This window comes from Curtobacterium sp. MCLR17_054, assembly GCF_003234335.2.
Taxonomy (GTDB): domain Bacteria; phylum Actinomycetota; class Actinomycetes; order Actinomycetales; family Microbacteriaceae; genus Curtobacterium; species Curtobacterium flaccumfaciens.
Genome location: NZ_CP126263.1, coordinates 2,585,703 through 2,608,185, shown reverse-complemented (window position 1 = coordinate 2,608,185; position 22,483 = coordinate 2,585,703). Strand labels below are relative to the sequence as shown.

Annotated in this window: 21 protein-coding genes and 1 pseudogene; 12 read left to right on the top strand and 10 right to left on the bottom strand. The window is 70.9% G+C overall.

All coding sequences use genetic code 11. The features are described from left to right. Nucleotides 1-40: 40 nt before the first annotated feature. From DEJ08_RS12320 to DEJ08_RS12295, 6 genes are all read left to right on the top strand, one after another. On the top strand, nucleotides 41-838 hold the full coding sequence (locus DEJ08_RS12320) for a glycoside hydrolase family 16 protein (protein ID WP_071404996.1): 798 nt from the start codon (nucleotides 41-43) through the stop codon (nucleotides 836-838). A 189-nt stretch (nucleotides 839-1,027) separates the two neighbouring features. After that, entirely contained in the window at nucleotides 1,028-1,468 is a 441-nt protein-coding gene (locus DEJ08_RS12315; protein ID WP_051596899.1) for a BLUF domain-containing protein, read from the top strand. A 52-nt stretch (nucleotides 1,469-1,520) separates the two neighbouring features. Continuing rightward, nucleotides 1,521-2,516: a Gfo/Idh/MocA family protein gene (locus tag DEJ08_RS12310; protein WP_111054450.1), complete on the top strand. Its 996-nt coding sequence runs from the start codon at nucleotides 1,521-1,523 to the stop codon at nucleotides 2,514-2,516. Nucleotides 2,517-2,589: 73 nt separating this feature from the next. Further along, entirely contained in the window at nucleotides 2,590-4,101 is a 1,512-nt protein-coding gene (gene dacB, locus DEJ08_RS12305) for a D-alanyl-D-alanine carboxypeptidase/D-alanyl-D-alanine endopeptidase (RefSeq protein ID WP_111054451.1), read from the top strand. 23 nt (nucleotides 4,102-4,124) lie between these two features. Further along, nucleotides 4,125-4,745, top strand: a complete 621-nt coding sequence (locus DEJ08_RS12300; protein ID WP_071404992.1) for an isochorismatase family protein — start codon at nucleotides 4,125-4,127, stop codon at nucleotides 4,743-4,745. Then, on the top strand, nucleotides 4,742-6,253 hold the full coding sequence (locus DEJ08_RS12295) for an NAD-dependent succinate-semialdehyde dehydrogenase (RefSeq protein WP_502869415.1): 1,512 nt from the start codon (nucleotides 4,742-4,744) through the stop codon (nucleotides 6,251-6,253). The genes DEJ08_RS12300 and DEJ08_RS12295 overlap by 4 nt, the downstream gene beginning before the upstream one ends. Nucleotides 6,254-6,329: 76 nt before the next feature. Here the strand turns inward: DEJ08_RS12295 and DEJ08_RS12290 are convergent, their stop codons facing one another. The 8 genes and pseudogenes from DEJ08_RS12290 to DEJ08_RS12255 all read right to left on the bottom strand — a co-directional run bounded on the left by DEJ08_RS12290 (nucleotide 6,330) and on the right by DEJ08_RS12255 (nucleotide 14,617). Beyond that, entirely contained in the window at nucleotides 6,330-8,183 is a 1,854-nt protein-coding gene (locus tag DEJ08_RS12290) for an ABC transporter ATP-binding protein (RefSeq protein ID WP_111054452.1), read from the bottom strand. 7 nt (nucleotides 8,184-8,190) lie between these two features. After that, nucleotides 8,191-8,406, bottom strand: a complete 216-nt coding sequence (locus DEJ08_RS12285) for a hypothetical protein (protein WP_027466417.1) — start codon at nucleotides 8,404-8,406, stop codon at nucleotides 8,191-8,193. Between the two features lie 321 nt (nucleotides 8,407-8,727). Then, nucleotides 8,728-10,107, bottom strand: a complete 1,380-nt coding sequence (locus DEJ08_RS12280) for an MFS transporter (RefSeq protein ID WP_111054453.1) — start codon at nucleotides 10,105-10,107, stop codon at nucleotides 8,728-8,730. 219 nt (nucleotides 10,108-10,326) lie between these two features. After that, nucleotides 10,327-10,956, bottom strand: a pseudogene (gene ribA / locus DEJ08_RS12275) (GTP cyclohydrolase II); the annotation flags it as partial. Between the two features lie 29 nt (nucleotides 10,957-10,985). Further along, a complete protein-coding gene (ribD, locus tag DEJ08_RS12270; protein ID WP_258367053.1) occupies nucleotides 10,986-12,074 on the bottom strand; it encodes a bifunctional diaminohydroxyphosphoribosylaminopyrimidine deaminase/5-amino-6-(5-phosphoribosylamino)uracil reductase RibD in 1,089 nt (362 codons plus the stop codon). 91 nt (nucleotides 12,075-12,165) lie between these two features. Continuing rightward, nucleotides 12,166-12,720 (bottom strand): GNAT family N-acetyltransferase, encoded by a 555-nt coding sequence (locus DEJ08_RS12265; protein WP_181438981.1) that lies wholly within the window; start codon nucleotides 12,718-12,720, stop codon nucleotides 12,166-12,168. A gap of 2 nt (nucleotides 12,721-12,722) precedes the next feature. Continuing rightward, on the bottom strand, nucleotides 12,723-13,733 hold the full coding sequence (trpS, locus tag DEJ08_RS12260; protein ID WP_111054455.1) for a tryptophan--tRNA ligase: 1,011 nt from the start codon (nucleotides 13,731-13,733) through the stop codon (nucleotides 12,723-12,725). A 41-nt stretch (nucleotides 13,734-13,774) separates the two neighbouring features. After that, nucleotides 13,775-14,617: an exodeoxyribonuclease III gene (locus DEJ08_RS12255; protein WP_071244335.1), complete on the bottom strand. Its 843-nt coding sequence runs from the start codon at nucleotides 14,615-14,617 to the stop codon at nucleotides 13,775-13,777. Between the two features lie 52 nt (nucleotides 14,618-14,669). On the opposite strand from DEJ08_RS12255, the gene DEJ08_RS12250 reads away from it, so the two are divergent. Next, the gene (locus tag DEJ08_RS12250; protein WP_111054456.1) at nucleotides 14,670-15,002 is read left to right on the top strand and encodes a hypothetical protein; all 333 of its coding nucleotides are present in this window, start codon (nucleotides 14,670-14,672) and stop codon (nucleotides 15,000-15,002) included. 92 nt (nucleotides 15,003-15,094) lie between these two features. Here the strand turns inward: DEJ08_RS12250 and DEJ08_RS12245 are convergent, their stop codons facing one another. Both DEJ08_RS12245 and DEJ08_RS12240 read right to left on the bottom strand, forming a co-directional pair. Continuing rightward, nucleotides 15,095-15,367: an HPr family phosphocarrier protein gene (locus DEJ08_RS12245; RefSeq protein ID WP_022905912.1), complete on the bottom strand. Its 273-nt coding sequence runs from the start codon at nucleotides 15,365-15,367 to the stop codon at nucleotides 15,095-15,097. Nucleotides 15,368-15,436: 69 nt separating this feature from the next. Then, nucleotides 15,437-16,207: a DeoR/GlpR family DNA-binding transcription regulator gene (locus tag DEJ08_RS12240; RefSeq protein ID WP_027466423.1), complete on the bottom strand. Its 771-nt coding sequence runs from the start codon at nucleotides 16,205-16,207 to the stop codon at nucleotides 15,437-15,439. A gap of 251 nt (nucleotides 16,208-16,458) precedes the next feature. Here DEJ08_RS12240 and ptsP point away from each other — a divergent pair, with 251 nt between their 5' ends. The 5 genes from ptsP (at nucleotide 16,459) to DEJ08_RS12215 (ending at nucleotide 22,468) form a co-directional block, all read left to right on the top strand. After that, nucleotides 16,459-18,117, top strand: a complete 1,659-nt coding sequence (gene ptsP / locus DEJ08_RS12235) for a phosphoenolpyruvate--protein phosphotransferase (RefSeq protein ID WP_111046832.1) — start codon at nucleotides 16,459-16,461, stop codon at nucleotides 18,115-18,117. 68 nt (nucleotides 18,118-18,185) lie between these two features. Continuing rightward, nucleotides 18,186-19,742: a PTS mannitol transporter subunit IIBC gene (locus DEJ08_RS12230; protein ID WP_111054457.1), complete on the top strand. Its 1,557-nt coding sequence runs from the start codon at nucleotides 18,186-18,188 to the stop codon at nucleotides 19,740-19,742. 88 nt (nucleotides 19,743-19,830) lie between these two features. Then, the gene (locus DEJ08_RS12225) at nucleotides 19,831-20,268 is read left to right on the top strand and encodes a PTS mannitol transporter subunit IIA (RefSeq protein ID WP_071244331.1); all 438 of its coding nucleotides are present in this window, start codon (nucleotides 19,831-19,833) and stop codon (nucleotides 20,266-20,268) included. Next, nucleotides 20,265-21,422, top strand: coding sequence for a mannitol-1-phosphate 5-dehydrogenase (locus DEJ08_RS12220; protein WP_111054458.1), 1,158 nt, complete (start codon nucleotides 20,265-20,267; stop codon nucleotides 21,420-21,422). Before DEJ08_RS12225 ends, DEJ08_RS12220 begins: the two co-directional genes overlap by 4 nt. 113 nt (nucleotides 21,423-21,535) lie before the next feature. After that, on the top strand, nucleotides 21,536-22,468 hold the full coding sequence (locus tag DEJ08_RS12215; protein WP_111054459.1) for an NADP-dependent oxidoreductase: 933 nt from the start codon (nucleotides 21,536-21,538) through the stop codon (nucleotides 22,466-22,468). Nucleotides 22,469-22,483 lie beyond the last annotated feature (15 nt).

Below are 22,483 nucleotides of genomic sequence, written 5' to 3'. Positions count from 1 at the left end.
TGACCGACCACCAGCCCAGCGCTCCACCGGCGATGACGCCGTGCTGAAGCGTGTCCTGGTCATCGTCGTGGTCGCTGCCACCGCCGGAGCCCTCGCGGTCACCGCGGCAGCCGTGCCCGAGTCCCGTGCCACGTCCGCCTCGACCTCGTCGCCGAGCACCGGTCCGTCCGCGACCCCGACGGCGTCCGCGACCGGCCCCGCGTACCTCGCGGACCGCGAGCCGACCTTCTCCGAGGACTTCGACACCCCCGCAGCAGCGGGCGGCCCCTTCGCCGAGACGTACCGGAACTCGTGGCAGCCGTACCCCGACGGTACGGGCGGCAAGTACTACTCGGACAAGCTCATCAGCGCCCACGACGGCTACCTGGACGTCGCGATGGACGGGGAGCACGGCGCTGCCGGAACGTTCGGCACGCCCACCGGCGCCTGGTCACACGTCGGCGGCACCTTCAGCATCCGTGCGCGGGCGACCGGTGGCGACGGCAACGGGATCGCGGTCATGCTCTGGCCGACGTCGAACGCCTGGGCGGACGGCGAGCTGAACTACCCGGAGGGGCAGTTCAACGGCTCACCGCGCGTCTTCCACCACTCGATGCTCCAGGGGCTCGAGAAGCGGACCGAGCACTACAACACCCGGGTGTCCTGGAACGACTGGCACACCTACACGACCGAGTGGGTGCCGGGGAAGATCATCCGGTACTACCTCGACGGCAAGCTCGTGTTCACGGTGCCGCGCAACGTGCCCACCACGCCGCACCGCTACATGTTCCAGATCGGCAACTGGGGCGACCCGGGGCACGTGCAGATCGACTGGGTCCGCACCTACGACACGGAGTGACCAAACCCCCCGGACGGGGGCTCCGAATCAGTCCGGTCGTACGACCCGACACCCGTGTGCTCGCGTCGATGACCCGAACCTCGACGCGGGTGCGCGGGCGGGAACGATCCCCGTTCTGGGGATTCCCTTGCCGGGCCACTCGGACAACGATGGGACACGAACCCGTTCCGTCGTCACCGAGAGGTCGTCATGCTGCTGTCCCTGGTCTACATGAGCGCAGCGAACGAGGTGTTCGACCAGGAGCGGCTCGACGCACTGCTCGAGCACGCACGGGTCCGCAACACCGCGTCCGGCCTGTCCGGTCTGCTCGTCTACAAGGACGGCCGGTTCATGCAGCTGCTCGAGGGCCCCGAGGCGGCCGTGCTCGAGACGTACCAGCGCATCATCGACGACCCGCGGCACACCGACGTCGGCCTGCTCGTCGAGGAGCGCATCCACACCCGGCGTTTCGGCGAGTGGAAGATGGCGTTCCACCGCGAACCGGACGCCGACCTGCCCGACGGCTTCGACTCGTTCCTCGCCGAGGGCGATGCGAGCGCCGACACGAGCCGTGCCCGTGAGCTCCTGCGCTGGTTCCGGAACCACCCGATGGCCGCTCCGGACGCCGCGCTCGGCAAGCACCGCCGCTGACGACCCGAGGCGGGGCCCGCCGCAGCCCACCCCGCGCTGGTAGACAGGACCCATGACGGTTCGCTGGGGAGTCATCGGCACAGGCGGCATCGCGCGGTCCTTCGTGGGTGACTGCACCGCGGCCGGCATCGTGTTCACGGCCGTGGGCAGCCGCACCCGTGAACACGCCGAGGCCTTCGCCGCCGAGTTCGGCGTCGAGCGGGCCCACGGTTCCTACGAGGACCTCGTGGCGGACGACGATGTCGACGCGGTCTACGTCGCGACCCCGCACGTCCGGCACGCCGAGGACGCCCTGCTCGCGATCCGGGCGGGCAAGCACGTCCTGGTCGAGAAGGCCTTCACGATGACCGCGGACGAGGCGCGGACGGTCGTCGACGCGGCTCGGCAGGCGGGCGTCGCGGTGATGGAGGCGATGTGGACCCGGTTCCTGCCCCAGATGGCGATGATCCGCGAGGTCGTCGCCGAGGGACGGATCGGCCGCCCGATGGCGGTCGAGGCGACCCACCACCAGGCCCTCCCGACGGACCCCGGCCACCGGTTGCGCGACCCGGCACTCGGTGGGGGAGCGATGCTCGACCTCGGGATCTACCCGGTGTCCTTCGCGGTGGACGTGCTCGGGGTGCCGACCACGCTGGTCGCAGCCGGGACGCTGAGCGAGCAGGGCGTCGACGAGCAGATGGGTCTGGTCATGACGCACGAGGGAGGTGCGCAGTCGATGATCCACTTCGGGATGGACCTGCGGAGCCCGAACACCGCGTCGATCATCGGCGAGACCGGCCGCATCGACCTCGACTCCACCTGGTACACGCCGACCACCTGGCGGATCCGCGATCGCGACGGTGCCGTCGTCGAGGAGTTCGACGGCCGCGAGGAACTCGCCGGCTACGAGCACGAGGCCCGCGCCTTCGAGACGATGATCACGTCGGGCCGCCACGACGGCGGCCCGATGGACCCGGACGAGACCGTCGCGATCATGGCGGTGCTGGACGAGGCACGACGCCAGGTCGGGGTCCGGTACCCGGCCGACGGTCCCGTCACGGCTCCCTGATCCGGCTCCCGTCCGCCACGGATCCCGGATCCGGCCTGGAGGCTCCTGCCGCAGTTCCGTAGGATCGGTCGCGATGTCCGAGCAGCAGCCCACCCCGCGTTCCGTCCCGGAGCGGTTCCGCGCCGCCGTCACCGCGGTGCGCGCCTCCGCCGCGCGACGCCCGGTCCCCTGGATCGCCGGTGGTCTCGCGGCGCTGCTCGTGGTCGGTTCCGGTGGGGCCGTCGCCGTCGCAGCGGCCACGACCCCGGACTCCCGGACCGCTGCGGCGCCGAGCCCGACCCGGACCGCGTCCTCGGCTCCGGACCGGACGACCACCACGAAGCGCCCGACCACGAAGCCGTCCCCCACCCCGACCGCCGATGCCCGCGCGGTGCCGGATGACCTCGCCGGTCCGTCCGCGCTCCGGACCTGCTCGATCGCGACGGCTGCGTCGGCGAGCGGCCTCGGCGACTTCGAGGGGTACGTGATGGACGCGAAGACGGGCAAGGTCCTGTTCTCGAAGCACGGCGAGCGGGCCGCCCAGACCGGCAGCGTCATGAAGACCCTGACCTCGGCGACCGCGCTCTCGGTGCTCGGGGGCGACCACCGCATCCCGACGACCGTCGCACGGGAGTCCGCGAACACCGTCGCCCTGGTCGGCCACGGCGACGCGACGCTGTCCGCCGGCGCTGGCACCGTCTACCCGGGCGCCCCGACCCTCGCCCAGCTCGCGCAGCAGGTGAAGGCGAAGGTCGGCGACACCCCGGTCACCACGATCGTCACCGACGACTCGTACTGGAGCGACGCCGACGCCTGGGACCCCACGTGGCCGGTGTCCGAACGCACCATCGGGTACCAGCCGAAGGTCACGGCGCTCATGGTCGACGGTGACCGGGCGAACCCCGCAGCGGCGACCTCGCCCCGGTCGGAGGACCCGGTCGGACGCGCCGGCATCGCCTTCCGGACGGCACTGGCGAACGCTGGCGTCGCTGGCGCCGGGTCCGCGCAGATCGTCAAGCGGGCGACCACGGGCACCGAGACGATCGCCACGGTGTCGTCGCAGCCGGTGTCGACGCTCATCGGGCAGATGATCCCGAACTCGGACAACACCCTGGCCGAGATGCTCGCCCGGGTGTCCTCGAAGGAGTCAGGCTCGAACGGCTCGGCGGCGTCGCTGTCGTCCGTGTACCAGTCGGCACTGCGCTCCTACGGCCTCGACCCGGCCGGCATCGTGATCAAGGACGGCTCGGGCGAGAGTGCCTCGAACGCCGTGTCGCCGGAGTTCGTCGCACACCTCATGGTGCAGGTCGCCTCCGGCGCGAAGGGCCTCGGCACACTCGCGAACGCCCTGCCGGTGTCCGGCCAGTCCGGCACCCTGGCCAGCCGGTTCACCGGCGCGAACGCCGTCGCGCGCGGCAAGGTGCACGCGAAGACCGGCTGGATCGACAGCGCCAACACCCTCGGCGGCTACATCGACGCCGCCGATGGGTCGCGGCTGACCTTCGCCTTCTACGCCATCGGTTCACCGCGTGCAGCGGCACTGCCGGCACTCGACGCGGTGACCGCCGCGACCTACTCGTGCGGGAGCAAGCTCACCGGCTCCTGAGCCGACGGGTGTTGGATGGACCCATGGCAAGAGCACTGCTCGTCGTGGACGTCCAGAACGACTTCACCGAGGGCGGTGCGCTCGCGGTCACCGGGGGAGCGGCGCTCGCGAAGCGCATCACCGCGTTCCTCGGTCGGCACGGGGACGAGTACGACCTGATCGTGGCGTCCCGCGACTGGCACCACGGCGACGACGACAACGGCGGACACTTCGCCGGACCCGACGGACCCGACTTCGTCGACACGTGGCCGGTGCACTGCGTCGCCGGCACACCCGGCGCCGATTACCACCCCGATCTCGACACCGCACTGATCGACGTCGACGTCCGCAAGGGGCAGGGGACGCCGGACTACTCGGCGTTCCAGGCCCGGACCGAGGCGGGCGTCCCGCTAGCCGAGGTGCTCGCCGAGCGCCGCGTGCACACGATCGACGTCGTCGGCATCGCCACCGACCACTGCGTCCGTGCCTCGGCGCTCGACGCCCGTGCCGCGGGCCTCGACGTCGCCGTGTACGAGGACCTGGTGGCCGGGGTCGACGTCGAGCGCAGCGCCCGGGCGCTCGACGAGATCCGGGCGGCCGGCGGACACGTCGACCGCAGCGACATGGACGAGGGCCTCGCGAACCCAGGAGGAGCACGACTGTGACCGACACCACCACGAACGAAACCACCACCACCACCACCGTCGCCGACGAGCACGTCCGCGTCCAGAACGTCCCCACCGGAGTATTCATCGGCGGCACCTGGCGTGCCTCGTCGAGCGGGTCCACCTTCGCCGTGCACGACCCGTCGACCGGTGCCGTCCTGGCCGAGGTCGCCGACGCCACCCCCGAGGACGGCCTCGCCGCCCTCGACGCAGCCGCCGCGGCGCAGGAGTCGTGGGCAGCGACGGCCCCGCGCACGCGCTCGGACATCCTGCGCCGGGCCTTCGACCTGGTGCACGAGCACGCCGACGACCTCGCGGCCCTGATGTCGCTCGAGATGGGCAAGCCCCTGGCCGAGGCCCGCGGCGAGGTCGTCTACGGCGGCGAGTTCCTGCGGTGGTTCTCGGAGGAAGCCGTCCGCATCACCGGCGACTACCGCACGAACCCCGAGGGCACCGGCCGCGCGATCGTGCTGAAGCGTCCGGTCGGCCCCGTGTACGCGATCACCCCGTGGAACTTCCCGCTCGCCATGGCGACGCGGAAGATCGGCCCGGCCCTGGCCGCCGGCTGCACGGTGGTCGCGAAGCCGGCCGATCTCACCCCGCTGACGACCCTGTTCCTGGTCGAGCTGTTCCGCCGTGCCGGGCTGCCGGACGGCGTGCTCAACGTGATCCCGTCGAGTGACGCCAAGGGACTGTCCGAGCCGATCATCGCCGACCCGCGCCTGCGGAAGCTGACGTTCACCGGTTCGACCCCGGTCGGTTCTGCGCTCCTCAAGCAGGCGGCGGACAACGTGCTCAAGACGAGCATGGAGCTCGGCGGCAACGCTCCGCTGCTCGTGTTCGACGACGCCGATCTCGACGAGGCGGTGGACGCGGCGATGCTCGCGAAGTTCCGCAACACGGGCGAGGCCTGCACCGCCGCGAACCGGTTCTTCGTGCAGGACGGCATCGCGGATGCGTTCGTCGCGGCCCTCACCGCGAAGGTGGACGCCCTGCGCGTCGGCCGGGGCACCGAGGACGGCACGACGCTCGGACCGCTCATCGACGACCGCGCCGTGGACAAGGCTGCCTCGCTCGTCGACGACGCCCTCGGTCGCGGTGCCCGGCTCGTCACCGGCGGCCACCGGATCGACCGCCCGGGCACCTTCTACGAGGCGACGGTGATCGACGACGTGCGACCCGGCTCGGAGATCATGACGACGGAGATCTTCGGACCGGTCGCGTCGGTCACGCGCTTCAGCACCGAGGACGAGGGGATCCGGCTCGCCAACGACACCGAGTACGGGCTCATCGCCTACGCCTTCACGACCGACTTCCGGCGTGGTCAGCGGCTCGCCGAGCGCCTGGAGACGGGCATGCTCGGGCTGAACACGGGCGTCGTCTCGAACGCGGCGTTCCCGTTCGGCGGCGTGAAGGCCTCCGGCCTCGGCCGCGAGGGGTCGCACGAGGGCATCGAGGAGTACCTCGAGACCGTCTACGTGCTGACCCCGGACCCCTTCGCCGCCTGAGCCAGAGCCAGAGCCTGAGCCCCCGCCTGAGCCCGGATCGACGGTACGGCCGCGGTGCACGCGGCCGTCCCGGCACTCACACCAGCAGCTGGTGCTTCGCCAGGTCGCGGTAGAGCGGCGTCGACTCCACGAGCTCGGAGTGCGTGCCGCTGCCGACGACGCGGCCGTGCTCGAGCACGACGATCACGTCGGAGTCGACCACCGTCGACAACCGGTGGGCGATCACGAGCAGGGTGCGGTCCTCGGCGACGGCGTCGATCGCGAGCCGCATCTTCTGCTCGTTGACCCCGTCGAGTGACGACGTCGACTCGTCGAGCAGCAGGATCGGGGGAGCGGCGAGCAGCGCGCGGGCGATGGCCAGGCGCTGCCGTTCCCCACCGGAGAGCATCACGCCGTCCTCACCGACCTGCGCGTCGAGACCGCGGGGATCGCGGTGCAGGACCTCGCCGAGGTTGACCGCCTCGAGCACCCGGACGCAGTCGTCCTCGGTGGCGTTCGGCGACCCGAGCAGCAGGTTGGCGCGGATCGTGCCGGCGAGCACGGGGGCATCCTGCTCGACGTAGCCGATCTGGGCCCGGAGCTCGTCGCGGTCCATGCCGCGGACGTCGATGCCACCCAGGCGGATGACGCCGTCGGTGGGGTCGTAGAACCGCTCGATCAGCGCCAGGGTCGTCGACTTGCCGGCACCGGACGGACCCACGAGTGCGACGCGTGAGCCGCGGGGCACCCGGAACGACACGTCGTGGAGCACCACGTCGTCGGCCGGGCGCTCGTCGTCACCGTGATCCGGGCCTCCTGGACGGTCCGCGGGGTCGGACGCGACCGCGCCGTCGGCACCCGAGGCGTCCGCCTGGGCGCGGTACCGGAACGAGACGTGCTCGAACGCGATGGCGTCGTCGGTGGCGACAGCTGCGGCGGGCCGGACCGACTCGTCGTCCTGGGACTCGGTCGGCAGGTGCAGGATCTCCTCGATCCGGCCGAGCGCGCCGAGCGCCTGGGCGACGGCGACGGCCGCGCCCATCGCCTGGCCGAGCGGCATGATCATCATGAAGAGCAGCAGGATGAACGTGATGAGCGTCGCGATGGTGATGGTGCCGGCCGCGACCTGTGCCCCGCCGACGCCCAGGACGGCGATGAACGCGACCTGCATGACGATGCTCGCGACGGGGACGACGAAGGCGGACATCTTGGCGATGTCGAGGCCCCGCTTGTAGGCCTCGGTCGCGTGGCCGTCGACCTCGCGCACCTCACGTTCGGTGGCGCCGGCCGCACGGATCGTGCGGACCGCGCCGATCCCGCGTTCGACGGCGGCGGTGAGGTCGCCGACCTTCTCCTGCGCACGCTTCGAGGCGACCCGGATGCGACGGCTCAGCCCGCCGACGACGACGATGGCGATCAGGACGATCACGATCACGATGCCGAGCAGCAGCGGGTCGATGATCGCCATCGCGACGATGGCGCCGATGAACGTGAGCGCGCCGCCGATCGACTCGATCAGTCCCTGGGTCAGGACGGCCCGCAGGAGCGTGGTGTCGCTGCCGACGCGGGACACCAGGTCACCGGTGCGCCGCGTGTCGAACTCCGAGATCGGCAGGTTGAGGATGCGGGCGATGAGCTTGCGGCGGGTGGAGAGCACGACGCCCTCACCCGCGCGCTGCAGCAGGAAGTGCTGCACGCCGTTCAGTACCCCCGCGACGATGACGAGCCCGACCAGGAGCCACACGAGCGTGCTGAGGGTGTTGCCCTGCTGCACCGCGGTGATGACCTGGTTGACCAGGAGCGGCTGCGCGAGCGAGGCCCCCGCACCGAGGACGCTCAGCACGATGATCACGACCATCGCGGGCTTGTTCTCGAACAGGTAGGACAGCAGGCGACCGAACGTGGCGCGGGGGCCGTCGGAGGTCTTCGGGCGTGCGAAGGGGAAGCTCATCGTGTTCCTAGTTTCTGCCGTACTTCTTGTGCACTGCCTGTCGGCTGACACCGAGCAGCGTCGCGATCTCCTGCCACGAGGCACCGGCGGTGCGGGCACGTCGCGCGGCGAGCTCTTCGGTCCGGTCGAGCTCACGGCGCAGTTCCCGCACGTTGGCGAGGGCGGAGAACGGGTCGTCCCCCGATGCTCCTGCCGCGAGGCTCGTGATGGTCGGTCGGTCCATGCCTGTCAACCTACATTGACGCACCGACATCCGTCAACCTGCGTTGACGGGTCTCGCCGCGCTGCATCAGGTGTGCAGACGCCGGCGTCTTCGTTCGACGCCGCCACGCGCGCGAGACGCCGCCGGATCCGGCGGCGTCTCGTCGGCCAGGCGGCGTCCCGCTGACACGACGGCGTGTTGCGCGGGGCGAGGCGCGCACACGACGGACGGGAGGCCCGGTGCCAGCTGGCACCCCTCCCTCGCAGGCTCGGTCGGCGCACCCCGCGCAACGCTTCGCGTCGCTGCTGAGCGGGGTGTGCCCGTCCCGCGGGTGGTCGCCGATCAGGCGTCGGCGATGTCCTTCGACTTCGTCTCGCGCACGAAGAGCAGCGCGACCAGCGTCACGACCGCGGCGATCGTCAGGTACAGGCCGACCAGGAAGATGTCGCCGTCCGGCTTCCAGAGCGCCAGTGCAATGGTCGGGGCGAGCGACGCACCGAGGATCGACGCGACGTTGTACGCGATGGCCGAGCCGGTGTACCGGACGTTCGTCGGGAACAGCTCGGGCAGCAGCGCACCCATCGGACCGAAGGTCAGCCCCATCAGTGAGAGCCCGACGATGAGGAACGTCACCACAGTGATCGGGCCGCTCGACGCCGCGAACCAGAACTGGAACGTCAGGCCGAACAGCGCGATGCCGATCGTGGTCGGGATGAGGGTCTTGCGGCGGCCGAACCTGTCGGCGAGCAGCCCCGCGATCGGGGTGAAGATGCCGAAGAACACGACACCGATCATGAGCAGGGTCAGGAACTCGCCACGGGTGTACCCGAGGCCGACCTTCGGGACGAGTGCGCTGGCCTCGGAGCCGGTCGTGCCGTACGACAGGGTGAACGTCGTCATGAAGTAGAAGAGCACGTACGTGGCGACCATGCCGAACGTGCCGACGATGACGGCCCGCCACGAGGTGCGGAACACCCGGCCGAGCGGGACCTTCGCGACCGTGCCGGACTCCTGCACACCGCGGAACACCGGCGACTCGACGAGCTTGAAGCGCACGTAGAGGCCGATGATGACGAGTACGGCGGAGAGCAGGAACGGGATGCGCCAGCCCCACGCCTGGAAGTCGGCGTTCGGGGTGCCGTCGGGACCGGCGGGCATCGCCGCGTTGATCGCGATGAACAGGCCGTTCGCGAGCAGGAAGCCGATCGGGGCACCGAGCTGCGGCATCGAGCCGAACACGCCGCGCTTGCCCTTCGGTGCGTTCTCGGTCGCGAGCAGGGCCGCACCGGACCACTCGCCGCCGAGCCCGACGCCCTGGGCGAAGCGCATCACGGCGAGCAGGACCGGGGCCCAGACCCCGATGGTGTCGAACGTCGGCAGGCAGCCGATCAGGAACGTGGCGGTGCCCATCACGAGCAGCGACGCGACGAGGGTGGTCTTGCGGCCGATCCGGTCACCGAAGTGCCCGAAGATGATCGACCCGACCGGCCGGGCGAAGAACGCCAGGGCGAAGGTGACGAAGGACGACAGCTGCGAGGCCGTCGGGTCCTCGTTCGGGAAGAACAGCGTCGGGAAGACGAGCACCGCGGCGGTCGCGTAGACGTAGAAGTCGTAGAACTCGATCGACGTGCCAACGAGGCTCGCGATGACGACGCGGGAGCGCGGGTTGCCGGCGGGTGCCGGAGCGGAGGTGGGCGTTGCGGGTGCCGGGGCGGCGGTCATGACAGTGCGGGGTCTTCCGTGCTGCGTGCTCCCGACGGGGAGCACGAGGATCCGAAACGGCGGACACCGATCGGTTCGCGCGGGGTGGCGCGGGCACCGATCGGGTGCGTTCGGCTGAAGGGGGGACCGCTTGTGACGGAAGCCCGATCATACGACAGATGTCGTCTGCCTGCGAATCAGCCCAGAGTCAGCTGGCGGAAGCGTCGGCCGCCTGCGCGCTCAGGCGCCCGCGCCGGCCCCCGCTTCGAGGTGCTCGGGCAGCTGGTGGCCCATCCGGTCGCGCTTCGTGTCGAGGTACCCGGCGTTCTGCGCCGAGATGCCGACGACGAGCGGCACGAGGGAGTCGACGGTGATGCCGTGCTCCTCGAGCTGGCGGCGCTTCTCCGGGTTGTTCGACAGCAGCCGGACCCGGGTGATGCCGAGGTCGGCGAGGATGCCCGCGGCGCCGCCGTAGGCACGGGAGTCGGCGGGCAGGCCGAGCGCGAGGTTGGCGTCGAGGGTGTCGAGACCGTCCTCCTGCAGGCGGTAGGCCTTGAGCTTGTTGATGAGGCCGATGCCGCGGCCCTCTTGCCCGCGCAGGTAGATGACCACGCCGCCCTCGGCCGCGATCGTGTCGAGCGCGGCGTCGAGCTGGGGGCCGCACTCGCACTTGAGTGAGCCGAAGGCCTCACCGGTCAGGCACTCGGAGTGCACCCGGACGAGCGCGCCGTCGGCCGGCATCGAGCCGTCCGGCAGGGTGCCGATGATCGCGACGTGCTCCGCGCTCGTCACGAGGTCGCGGTAGGCGCGCATCTGGAAGGTGCCGTGGGTGGTCGGCACGTTCGTCGACACCTCGAACTTGACCGGGCTCCCCGGCGTGGGGGAGGTCAACGCATCGGTCATGGGGTGCTCCGGTCGTTCGTGGGCCCGTCGTTCCCGAGCCCGGGTGTCGCGTCGTGCTGCTGCTGGCGGTCGTGCTGGTGCTGGTTCTGGTGCTGCGGATGCTGCGGTCGGGCTCGGACCAGCAGGTCGGGGCCGAGGCTGGTGGTCGATAGTACGTCCAACCGCCGACGGTCGGAGATGCTTCCCACCCCCAGGTCGTCGAGGGCGACCCGGGGGCCGCCGAGCAGCACCGGGGCGATGTACACCAGGTACTCGTCGACGAGTCCGGCGGCGATGAGCGCCGAGGCGACCGTGGGGCCACCCTCGACGAACACCGAGTGCACCCCGTGCCCGCGCAGGGCACCGAGCGAGGTGGCCAGGTCGTGTCCGGGCAGGGTGACGAGCCCCCGCGGGTGCCGACGGACGGCGGCGTCGGCCGGCACCGGGCGGTCGCCGAGCACCACGGCGAGCGGCTGGTCGGCGAGCAGTTCGCCGGCGTCCCCGCGTGCGGTCAGGCTCGGGTCGTCGGCCAGGACGGTGCCGGTGCCGACGAGGATCGCGTCGTGGGCTGCGCGCTGTTCGTGCACGTGCTGCCGTGCGGCGGCGCCGGTGATCCACTTGCTCGTGCCGTCGGCAGCGGCGGCGCGCCCGTCCAGGCTGGACGCCCACTTCACGGTGACCCACGGTCGGCCGAGCCGGACCGAGAGCAGCCAGCGTTCGAGGAACGCCTCGGCCTGGTCGGCCAGGACCCCGGAGACGACCTGGACCCCGGCGGCACGGAGTCGGTCGGCGCCGCCGTGCACGTCGGCGCCGGGATCGTCGATCGCGTACACGACCCGGGCGATCCCGGCGTCGAGCAGGGCCACGGCGCACGGCCCCGTGCGGCCGACGTGGTTGCAGGGTTCGAGGGTGACGACCGCCGTCGCGTCGCGCAGCAGTGCCGGGTCGACCTTGGCCATCGCGTCGACCTCGGCGTGCGGGGTGCCGGCGCCCTTGTGCCACCCCTCGGCGAGGACCTCGCCGGTGGGGGAGAGGATCACGGCGCCGACGCGGGCGTGGTCGCCGACGACGGGCCCGAGGGCCGCGAGTTCGAGCCCGCGGCGCATCGCCCGGACCTCGGTGGGTCGTGCCGTGTCGCTCACGGGCCGAGCCTACCGGCGGTGGTTGGGTGACACGTCACCACGGTTGTGAGCGCGTTCAGGCGACGGGCCAGGGGAGCTCGGAGGCTGGGGTGCCGTCGGCGCGTCGCAGTGCGGTCCACGCCGCGGTCGGGCCGCCGTCCCGGTCCGGCACCCGGGCTGCGCCGAGGCCCGTGAACGAGAACCCGGACGCACGGGCGACCGCTGCCGACGCTGCGTTGCCCTCGTAGCACTCCCAGTAGACGTCCGGCGCGCCCTGCTCGAACGCCCAGTCGACCACGAGCCGGACGGCATCGTGCATGAGTCCGGCACCGCGCGCGGACGGTGCGAGCCAGAACCCGAGGTCACGACCGGCGGTGCGGTAGCTGATGATGCCAGCGAGCCACGTCGAACCGGCCGGTCGGATCGCCCACGTGTACTCGCGGTCCGAGGCCCAACCCGGTCCGACCAGGGCGTCGACGAAGGTCCGGGCATCCTGCTCGCGGTACGGCGTCGGCACCGTCGTCCACCGGACGATCTCCGGGTCCTGGCAGGCCTCGGTGATCGCCGCGGTGTCGGTGCGGGTGGGCAGGTCGAGCCGGACCCGCGCCGACTCGAGCGTGACGGGCTGCACGGTCAGCCGCGCGACCGCGGGACGAACCCGATGCGGTCGTAGACGCGGGCCAGGGTCTCCTGCGCGATCGACTCGGCGCGGTCGGCGCCGACGGCGAGCAGCCGGTCGAGCTCCGCCGGGTCGTCGAGCAGTTCGAGCGTGCGGGCGCGGACCGGTTCGAGCTCGGCCACGACGGCGTCGGCGACGTCGCCCTTCAGGTCGCCGTAGCCCTTGCCGGCGAACGACTCCTCGAGCGCGGCGATCGAGGTGCCGGTGAACGCCGACAGGATCGACAGCAGGTTCGTCACACCGGGCTTGGCCTGGCGGTCGGCCCGGATCTCCCGCTCGGCGTCGGTGACGGCCGACTTGATCTTCTTCGCGGTGCGCTTCGGGTCGTCGAGCAGGCGGATGAGGCCGTTGTCCGACGCTGCGGACTTGCTCATCTTGCTGGTCGGGTCCTGCAGGTCGTAGATGCGCGCGGTCTCGGTCAGGATCCGTGCCTCGGGGGTGACGAAGGTGTCGCCGAACCGCGAGTTGAAGCGTCCGGCCAGGTCGCGCGTGAGCTCCACGTGCTGTCGCTGGTCGTCCCCGACCGGCACGACCTTGGTGTCGTAGAGCAGGATGTCCGCGGCCATCAGGATCGGGTAGGTGAAGAGCCCGACCGACGCGGCCTCGGCGCCCTGGCGTGCCGACTTGTCCTTGAACTGGGTCATCCGGCTCGCCTCGCCGAAGCCGGTCAGGGTGTTCAGCACCCAGGCGAGCTCGGCGTGGGCGGGCACGTGCGACTGCACGAACAGCGTCGCCTTGGACGGGTCGATGCCCGACGCGATGTACTGCGCAGCGGTGGCCCGGGTGTTCGCGCGGAGCTCGGCCGGGTCCTGCGGCGAGGTGATGGCGTGCATGTCGACGACGCAGTAGATGGCGTCGTAGTCGTCGAGCAGGGTCCTCCACTGCATGAGCGCCCCGACGTAGTTGCCGAGGTGCAGCGATCCGGCGGACGGCTGGATGCCCGAGAAGATGCGGGTCTTGGTCATGGTGGTGCTCCGGTGCGTCAGGTGAAGCGAGAGTAGAGGGGTCAGAGTTCGTAGTCGACGACCACGGGGGCGTGGTCGGACCATCGCTGGTCGTACGCCGCGGCGCGGTCGACCGTGTACTCCGTGACCTTGGCAGCCAGGTCGGGCGTCGCCATCTGGTAGTCGATGCGCCAACCGGTGTCGTTGTCGAACGCCTGCCCGCGCCACGACCACCACGTGAACGGGCCGTCGACGTCGCCGGCCTGGGCACGGCCCACGTCGACCCAACCGAGCCCGGGACCCGTGGAGCCGTCGGCACCCTCGACCGGTTCGCCGTCGGCGCCGAAGAACCGCGAGAAGTAGGCGCGCTCGCGCGGCAGGAAGCCGGCTCGCTTGACGTTGCCCTTCCAGTTCTTGATGTCGCGCTCGTCGTGCCCGACGTTCAGGTCACCGACGACGACCGCGAGCGGGTTGTGCTCCCGGAGTGCCGGCAGCCGCTCGGTCATGGCGTCGAGGAACTTCCACTTCTCGTCCTGCTTCGGGGTGTCGACCTCGCCCGAGTGCACGTAGGTGGAGACGACGGTGACGGTCGTGCCGCCGATCTCGTAGTCGGCCTCGAGCCAGCGGCCGGCCGAGTCGAAGTCGTCCGGGCCGAGCGCGACGCGGTGGATCTGAGCGGAGTGTCGGGATGCGATCGCGACGCCGGCCCGGCCCTTCGCGGTCGCCGGGTCGTGCACGATGTCCCACTCGTCGCCGAGCAGCGCCGCCAGGTCGTCGCTCGACGCGCGCACTTCCTGCAGGGCCAGCACGTCGACGTCGCGGGTGGCGAGCCAGTCGCCCATGCCCTTGCGGAAGGCGGCGCGGACGCCGTTCACGTTGACGGATGCGAGGCGCAGGCGTGTCATGCAGAACACCTTATCGGCGGGCGCCGACAGCCCTCGGTCGTACGATCTGCCCATGACCGTCGTGATGACCGTCGGCGAACTGCTCGCCGCGTTCCGACCCGTGGCAGCGCAGATGCTCCGTCCGGACGAGTTCCGCTCCGCCCGCTTCTGGGTGAGCCCGCACGGGGACTGGGAACTCGACCACGAGGAGGACGAACTCATCGACGGCTCGATGAGCGTCGTCTGGGAGATCGGGGGCGAGACCCAGGGGACGAGGAGCCTCGTCGAGGACGTCGACGACCTGCCCGGACTCCTCCAAGACCTCGCCGACGACCTGCAGGACTTCATCGCCGAGAGCTCCTTCGCCTGGGGCGAGCTGCGCGCGATCCCGCCCATCGCGCCGTAGCGGCGACCGGACGACGGACGGGAGGCCCGTGGCTGCGCAGCCACGGGCCTCCCGTCCGTCTGGTGGTCGCGTGCAGGACGCGACCTGCGCGATCAGGCCGCGTCGTGGTCCGTCTTCAGGAACTCGACCAGGCTGTCCGCGGTGGTCTCGGCGTCGTCGCCCGAGACGGTGAGGGTGACCTCGTCGCCGTTCTCGATACCGAGCCCGAGCAGGGCGAGGATGCTGCCGGCGTTCCCGGACTTGTCGCCCTTGGCGATCGTGACCTGGTGCCCCGACGCCGTCACGGTCTGGACGAAGAGGGATGCGGGGCGAGCGTGCAGGCCGGATGCGCTGGCGACGGTCACGGTGCGGGTGGCTTCGGACATCGATGTACTCCTGTCGATGGGTGGTTGGCTCATGCTAGCGAGCACTGGGTGGGCGGGGACGGGGCGCGGTCAGGGTCGGCCGGGCCAGAAGACCTCGGTGCCGGCGGCCTCGACCTCGCGGACCAGGTCGAGGTTGACGGCGGGGTCGGTGATGATCGTGTCGATCGCGGCGAGCGGGGCGACGCGACCGAACTCCTCGCGGCCGAACTTGGTGTGGTCGGCGAGCAGGATGCTCCGTCGTGCGGACTTGATCATCGCGCTCTTCACGGCGGCCTCGGCCATGTTGTGGGTCGTCAGGCCGCGCTCCGGCGTGATGCCGTTGATGCTGATGAAGGCGACGTCGACGCTGACCATGCCGATGAGCTGGTGCGTCCAGGTGCCGACGCCGGCCAGGGAGTCGCTGCGGATGTTGCCGCCGAGCAGGTGCAGGTCGATGCCCGGGCGGTTCGCGACGGCGGTGGCGACGGGGAGCGAGTGCGTGACGACGGTCAGCCCGCGGTCGGTCGGCAGCAGCTCGGCCAGGCAGATGGTCGAGGTGCCGGCGTCGATCATGATCGAGCCGTTCTCGGGCAGTTCCGCCAGGGCGGCCTCGGCGATGACCATCTTCTCGGTCTGGTTGATGCCGCCGCGGTCCCCGACGCCGGGGTGCAGGGTGATGCGCTCGACGGGGATCGCGCCGCCGTGCGCGCGCCGGACGAGGCCGCGGCGCTCGAGGCTCGTCAGGTCGCGGCGGATGGTCTCGGGCGTGACGGCGAGCAGCTCGGCCAGGTCCTTGACGTCCACCCGGCCCTGCGCGCGCGCCTGCTCGACGATGCGCTGGTGGCGTTCTGGTGCGTACATCGGACCTCGTCGTCTCGGGTCGGAACGGAACGGACATGCTCGGGCACGACATCCGCGATGTCGTCCCGTGCGTTCGATCCGCCAGACGCAAACGGGCATCTGTTTCTGCATTTTTATCCCCGGATGTGTTTGTTTGTCAACGCGAAGCGGGGTAGTGTGCTGATCAGCCGCACGGGCGTGGTCTGTTCCCGTGTCGTGTGCACCGAACGATCCACCCCACCGCAAGCGCGTGTGAGATGAAGGAGTCTCGAATGTCCGAACTGCTCGGCACCGGCGTCGGCCGTGGCGTTGCCCACGGCCCCGTGCTCCGGATGGCTGACCCGCTCGGCGAACCGTCGAAGGACGCCCTGGTGGGCTCGGCGGACGACGCGAAGCAGGCCGTGCACGACGCACTGGCCGCCGTGGCGGACGACCTCAACAAGCGCGGACAGCTCGCCGGTGGCGACGCCCAGGCCGTGCTCGAGGCCCAGGCGCTCATGGCGCAGGACCCGACGCTCCTCGACGACGTGCACACCCGCATCGACGGTGGCACCAACGCCGAGCGTGCCGTGTACGAGGCGTTCGCCCAGTTCCGGGACCTGCTCGTCGGCATGGGCGGCTACATGGGGGAGCGCGCGGCCGACCTCGACGACGTCGCCCAGCGCATCATCGCCAAGCTCCGCGGCGTGCACGCCCCCGGCGTCCCCGAGTCGGACACCCCCTTCGTCCTCGTCGCCCGCGACCTCGCCCCGGCGGACACCGCGCTGCTCGACCTCGAGAAGGTCCTGGCGCTCGTCACCCGTGACGGCGGCCCGACCTCGCACACCGCGATCCTCGCCCGCGCCAAGGGCATCACCGCCATCGTCGGCGTGACCGGTGCCGACGACCTGACCGACGGTCAGTCCGTCGTCGTGGACGCCATCGCCGGCACGGTCGTCACCGACCCCGACGCCGCACTGGTCGCGGACGTCGAGCGCCGCATCGCCGACCGTCTCGCCGCCGCAGCGGCACCGCTCACCGCCGGTGCCCTCGCCGACGGTCACGTCGTGCCCCTGCTCGCGAACCTCGGCAGCCCCGCCGACGCCGCCGGCGCCGTTGCTCTCGGTGCGGAGGGCGTGGGGCTCTTCCGCACCGAGTTCCTCTTCCTCGACTCGCCGAAGGCCCCCACGGTCGACGAGCAGACGGAGTCGTACCGTCAGCTGCTCGCGGCGTTCCCCGGCAAGAAGGTCGTCGTGCGCGCGCTCGACGCCGGCGCCGACAAGCCCCTGCCGTTCCTCACCGACAAGGACGAGGAGAACCCGGCCCTCGGGCGCCGCGGTCTCCGTGCACTGCGGAACCACCCCGAGGTCCTGCGCGACCAGCTCACCGCGCTCGCCCAGGCCGACGCCGCGACCGAGGCCGACCTGTGGGTCATGGCCCCGATGGTCGCCGACGCCGAGGAGACCGAGTACTTCGTCACCCTGGCCCGCGAACTCGGCATCCGCACCGCGGGTGTCATGGCCGAGGTGCCGTCGCTCGCGCTGATGGCCGAGCAGGTGTTCCAGAACGCCGACTTCGTGTCGATCGGCACGAACGACCTGACCCAGTACACGATGGCCGCCGACCGCATGCTCGGCACCGTCGCGTCCTACCAGGACCCGTGGCACCCCGCCGTCCTGCGCCTCGTCGCGCAGCTCGGTTCCGCGGGCGCCACCGCCGGCAAGGCCGTCGGGATCTGCGGTGAGGCAGCAGCCGACCCGCTGCTCGCCGTCGTCCTGGTCGGTCTCGGCGCCACGACCCTCTCCATGACCCCCGCGGCCTTGGCCGACGTGCGCGCCGAACTCGGTCGCTACACGCTCGAACAGGCCCGCGAGATGGCGACGGCGGCACTCGCCGCGAGCACGGCGGCGGCCGCGAAGTCCGCTGCCGCCTCCGCGGTGCACGCCGCCTGACCCACCACCCCCAGCACCACCCCTCCCAGCACCACGCAGCAGCTCCACCACACAGAAAGTCACCGCACATGACAACGTCGTCCGTTGCAGCGCCCGACGCACCCGCGAAGTCGCGGGGCGGCGCACGCGTCGCCGTTCAGAAGTTCGGCACGTTCCTCTCCGGCATGGTCATGCCCAACATCGCGATCTTCATCGCGTGGGGCATCATCACGGCCTTCTTCATCGAGACCGGGTGGACGCCCGTCGGCGTCCTCGGTGGGTTCGGTGAGACGGCCGGCGTCGCCAACCCCGGCCTCGTCGGCCCGATCCTGACCTACCTGATCCCGCTCGCGATCGCCATCCAGGGCGGCCGGATGATCTACGACACCCGCGGTGCCGTCGTCGGGTCGATCATGACCATGGGTGTGATCATCGGTGCCTCCGGCACCACGATGATCCTCGGCGCGATGATCTGTGGTCCGCTCGGTGCCTACCTGATCAAGCAGATCGACCGGATCTGGGACGGCAAGATCAAGCCCGGCTTCGAGATGCTCGTCAACAACTACGCAGCCGGGATCCTGGGCTTCGTGCTCGCGATGATCGGGTTCTTCTGGCTCGCGCCGCTGTTCAAGCTCATCGCCGAGGGCCTCGGCTCCGCGGTGGACTTCCTCGTGCAGCACTCGCTCCTGCCTCTCGCCAGCGTCATCATCGAGCCGGCGAAGGTGTTCTTCCTGAACAACGCCATCAACCACGGTGTGCTCGACCAGCTCGGTGCGGCGCAGGTCGCCGAGTCGGGCAAGTCGATCCTGTTCCTGCTCGAGGCGAACCCCGGCCCCGGCCTCGGACTGCTGCTCGCCTTCACCTTCTTCGGTGTCGGCATCGCCCGCTCGACCGCTCCCGGCGCGATCATCATCCAGTTCTTCGGTGGCATCCACGAGATCTACTTCCCGTACGTGCTGCAGAAGCCGATCCTGTTCATCGCCGTCATCCTCGGTGGTGCCACGGGTGTCGCCACGAACGTCGCGTTCCAGTCCGGCCTCGTCGCCCCGGCGTCGCCCGGCTCGATCTTCGCGGTGCTCGGTGCCACGGAGCGCAACAGCTTCCTCGGCGTGATCCTGTCGGTCATCCTGTCCGCCGCGGTGTCGTTCGCGGTCTCGTCCTTCTTCCTCCTCGCCAGCCGCAAGCGCGACCTGGCGAACGGTGGCGGTGACATGAGCGCCGCCATGGCGAAGCTCCAGGCGAACAAGGGCCGCGACGTCAACTCGGCGACCGCCGGCCTGCTCGGCAACAACTCCCCGGCCAACGAGGAAGAGGCCGAGGCCTCCCTCGGCGGCGTCGGCTCGGCCAGCACGGCGACGGCGACGAAGGTCCAGGACCTGGTCTTCGCCTGCGACGCCGGCATGGGCTCGAGTGCGATGGGTGCCAGCGTCCTGCGCAACAAGATCAAGAAGGCGGGCATCGAAGGGGTCACGGTCTCCAACAAGGCGATCGCGAACCTGTCCGGTGACGAGGACCTGATCATCACGCAGGAAGAACTGACGGACCGCGCGAAGCAGAAGAACCCGAACGCGCAGCACGTGTCGGTCGGCAACTTCATGAACGCTCCGCAGTACGACCAGGTCGTCGAGCAGCTGAAGAACCAGTAACGCCACAACCAGTAACGAAGTGCAGTATCGGAGGGGACGGGGCTGACCCGTCCCCTCCATCTCGTCCTCAACACAAGGAGAACCCCCGATGCCCGTCCTGCAGGAGAGCCAGATCCGCATCCACACCGAGGACACCGCGCCGACCAAGTCGGAAGCGATGAAGGAGGCGGCCGAGATCCTCGAGGCTGCGGGCGCGGTCACGGCCGACTACTACCCGGCCATGCTCGAGCGTGAGAAGAGCGTGTCCACCTACATGGGCAACTTCCTCGCCATCCCGCACGGCACCAACGACGCGAAGGACGCCATCAAGTCGTCTGCCCTGTCGTTCATCCGCTACGCCAGCCCGATCGACTGGGACGGCAACCCCGTGCGCTTCGTCGTCGGCATCGCCGGCGTGAACAACGAGCACCTCGACATCCTGTCGAAGATCGCGATCGTGTTCTCCGACGAGGACGAGGTCCAGAAGCTCACCGACGCCGCCGACACCGCCGCGATCCTGTCGATCCTCGGCGAGGTCAACGAGTGAGCACCAGCACCGCCGTCCACTTCGGCGCCGGCAACATCGGCCGCGGCTTCGTCGGGCTCCTGCTCCACGAGGCCGGGTACGAGGTCGTCTTCGCCGACGTCGCCGCCCCGCTCATCGATGCCCTGGCCGCGGCCGACTCGTACACCGTGCACGAGGTCGGGGCCGGGGCCCAGGACCACGAGGTCACGAACTTCCGCGCACTGAACAGCGCACAGGACGAGGACGGCGTGGTCGCCGAGATCGCGAAGGCCACCATCGTCACGTGCGCCGTCGGCCCGAACGTCCTGAAGTTCATCGCCCCGGTCATCGCCCGCGCGCTCGTCGCCCGTGACGCGGACGCCGCGCCGATCGCCGTCATGGCGTGCGAGAACGCCCTCAACGCCACGGACCGCCTGCGCGAGTTCATCGTCGCCGCCCTGCCCGAGGACGGCCGCGACGCCGCCCTGGCCAAGGCCGTCTTCGCGAACACCGCCGTCGACCGCATCGTGCCCGCGCAGCCCGAGGGTGGCGGACTCGACGTCACCGTGGAGACCTACTTCGAGTGGGCCATCGACCGCACGCCGTTCGGTGGGAACGAGCCGGAGATCCCCGGCGCGCACTACGTCGACGGCCTCGCCGCGTCGATCGAGCGCAAGCTCTTCACCGTGAACACCGGGCACGCCACCGTCGCGTACCACGGCTTCGTCGCCGGGGCCGACAAGATCTCGGACGCCATCGCGATCCCCGCCGTGCGCTCCGAGCTCGAGTCCGTGCTCGCCGAGACGAGTGACCTGCTCATCCGCCGGCACGAGCTCGACCCTGAGGTGCACCGCGCGTACGTGCAGGCGATCATCGGCCGGTTCGAGAACCCGCACCTGCCCGACACGGTGACCCGCGTCGGCCGTCAGCCGCTCCGCAAGCTGTCGCGCGACGAGCGGTTCGTCTCGCCCGCCGCCGCGCTGGCCGAGGACGGCACCGAGCCCACCGCGCTCCTCGACGCGATGGCAGCGGCGCTCCGCTTCGACGTCGCGGACGACGAGCAGAGCGTCGAGCTGCAGGCGCTGTTGGCATCGGACGCGTCCGACGCGGACGTGGCCACGCAGATCACCGGTCTCGCTGCGGAGCACCCGCTGCACGCCGCGTTCACCGAGCGGATCCGATCCGCGCGCGCCTGAGGACGTCCGCAAGGACGGCTTGACGACGTCCGCACGGACGAACGGGAGGCCCGTCACCAGCTGGTGACGGGCCTCCCGTCCGTTCCGGGGTCGCGACGCGTACCATCGCCAGCATGACGAAGCACTGGGTGGCCCCACGGTTCGGCGGCAGCGAAGTCCTGGAGTACGTCGACACGGAGGTGCCGGTACCCGGCCCCGGCGAGGTCACCATCACCGTCCGCGCCGCCGGCATGAACCCCGCAGACACCAAGCACACCCGCCAGGGCGACCCCGCGGACCTGCCGATCGCCGTCGGCTACGAGGTCGCCGGCGTCCTGTCCGCCGTCGGCCCCGACACCGAGATCGCGTCGGGTGGGGGAACGGTCGGCGACGAGGTCCTCGCGTTCCGCGTCAGCGGCGGCTGGGCCGAGTCGGTCACGGTGCCCGCGGCCGACGTCTTCGCGAAGCCCGCTTCGCTCGGCTTCCCGGAGGCCGCCAACCTGCTCCTCGCCGGCTCGACCGCCGCCGACATGCTCCGCGTCACCCGCGCCGAGGGGCGCGACACCGTCCTGGTGCACGGCGCCTCGGGCGCGGTCGGCGTCAGCCTGCTCCAGCAGCTGCGGCTGCTCGGCACCCGCGTCATCGGCACCGCGTCGGAGCGTGGTGCGGACGTCGTGCGACGCTTCGGTGGCGAGTGGGTCGCGTACGGCGACGGCCTGGAGGCTCGTGTCCGCGATCTCGCACCCTCCGGCATCGACGTGGCACTGGACTGCGTCGGAACCGATGAGGCCGTCGACGTCTCGCTCGCGTTGGTCGCGGACCGGTCACGGATCGTGACGATCGCCGCGCAGGCGCGGGCCGCATCAGACGGCATCGCCGCGGTGGGCGGCGCGCAGCCGGCGAGCAAGGCCTTCCGTGACTCGGTGCGGCAGCGGCTCATCGATCTGGCTGGTGCCGGACAGCTCGAGGTACCGGTGGCGCGGACCTTCCCGCTGGCGGAGGCGAAGGCGGCGGCGGAGCTGCTGGAGTCCGGGCACCCCGGGGGCAAGCTCGCGCTCCTGCCCTGACAGTGTGGTCGGGCC

Excerpts from the sequence above, each read along its gene's own strand:
- DEJ08_RS12310 (WP_111054450.1), top strand. The coding sequence starts at position 1,521 with ATGACGGTTCGCTGGGGAGTCATCGGCACAGGCGGCATCGCGCGGTCC.
- DEJ08_RS12280 (WP_111054453.1), bottom strand. The coding sequence starts at position 10,107 with ATGACCGCCGCCCCGGCACCCGCAACGCCCACCTCCGCTCCGGCACCC.
- DEJ08_RS12230 (WP_111054457.1), top strand. The coding sequence starts at position 18,186 with ATGACAACGTCGTCCGTTGCAGCGCCCGACGCACCCGCGAAGTCGCGG.
- DEJ08_RS12300 (WP_071404992.1), top strand. The coding sequence starts at position 4,125 with ATGGCAAGAGCACTGCTCGTCGTGGACGTCCAGAACGACTTCACCGAG.
- DEJ08_RS12225 (WP_071244331.1), top strand. The coding sequence starts at position 19,831 with ATGCCCGTCCTGCAGGAGAGCCAGATCCGCATCCACACCGAGGACACC.
- DEJ08_RS12285 (WP_027466417.1), bottom strand. The coding sequence starts at position 8,406 with ATGGACCGACCGACCATCACGAGCCTCGCGGCAGGAGCATCGGGGGAC.
- DEJ08_RS12250 (WP_111054456.1), top strand. The coding sequence starts at position 14,670 with ATGACCGTCGTGATGACCGTCGGCGAACTGCTCGCCGCGTTCCGACCC.
- DEJ08_RS12315 (WP_051596899.1), top strand. The coding sequence starts at position 1,028 with ATGCTGCTGTCCCTGGTCTACATGAGCGCAGCGAACGAGGTGTTCGAC.
- dacB (WP_111054451.1), top strand. The coding sequence starts at position 2,590 with ATGTCCGAGCAGCAGCCCACCCCGCGTTCCGTCCCGGAGCGGTTCCGC.
- DEJ08_RS12255 (WP_071244335.1), bottom strand. The coding sequence starts at position 14,617 with ATGACACGCCTGCGCCTCGCATCCGTCAACGTGAACGGCGTCCGCGCC.
- trpS (WP_111054455.1), bottom strand. The coding sequence starts at position 13,733 with ATGACCAAGACCCGCATCTTCTCGGGCATCCAGCCGTCCGCCGGATCG.
- DEJ08_RS12245 (WP_022905912.1), bottom strand. The coding sequence starts at position 15,367 with ATGTCCGAAGCCACCCGCACCGTGACCGTCGCCAGCGCATCCGGCCTG.
- ribD (WP_258367053.1), bottom strand. The coding sequence starts at position 12,074 with ATGCGCCGCGGGCTCGAACTCGCGGCCCTCGGGCCCGTCGTCGGCGAC.
- ptsP (WP_111046832.1), top strand. The coding sequence starts at position 16,459 with ATGTCCGAACTGCTCGGCACCGGCGTCGGCCGTGGCGTTGCCCACGGC.
- DEJ08_RS12290 (WP_111054452.1), bottom strand. The coding sequence starts at position 8,183 with ATGAGCTTCCCCTTCGCACGCCCGAAGACCTCCGACGGCCCCCGCGCC.
- DEJ08_RS12215 (WP_111054459.1), top strand. The coding sequence starts at position 21,536 with ATGACGAAGCACTGGGTGGCCCCACGGTTCGGCGGCAGCGAAGTCCTG.
- DEJ08_RS12240 (WP_027466423.1), bottom strand. The coding sequence starts at position 16,207 with ATGTACGCACCAGAACGCCACCAGCGCATCGTCGAGCAGGCGCGCGCG.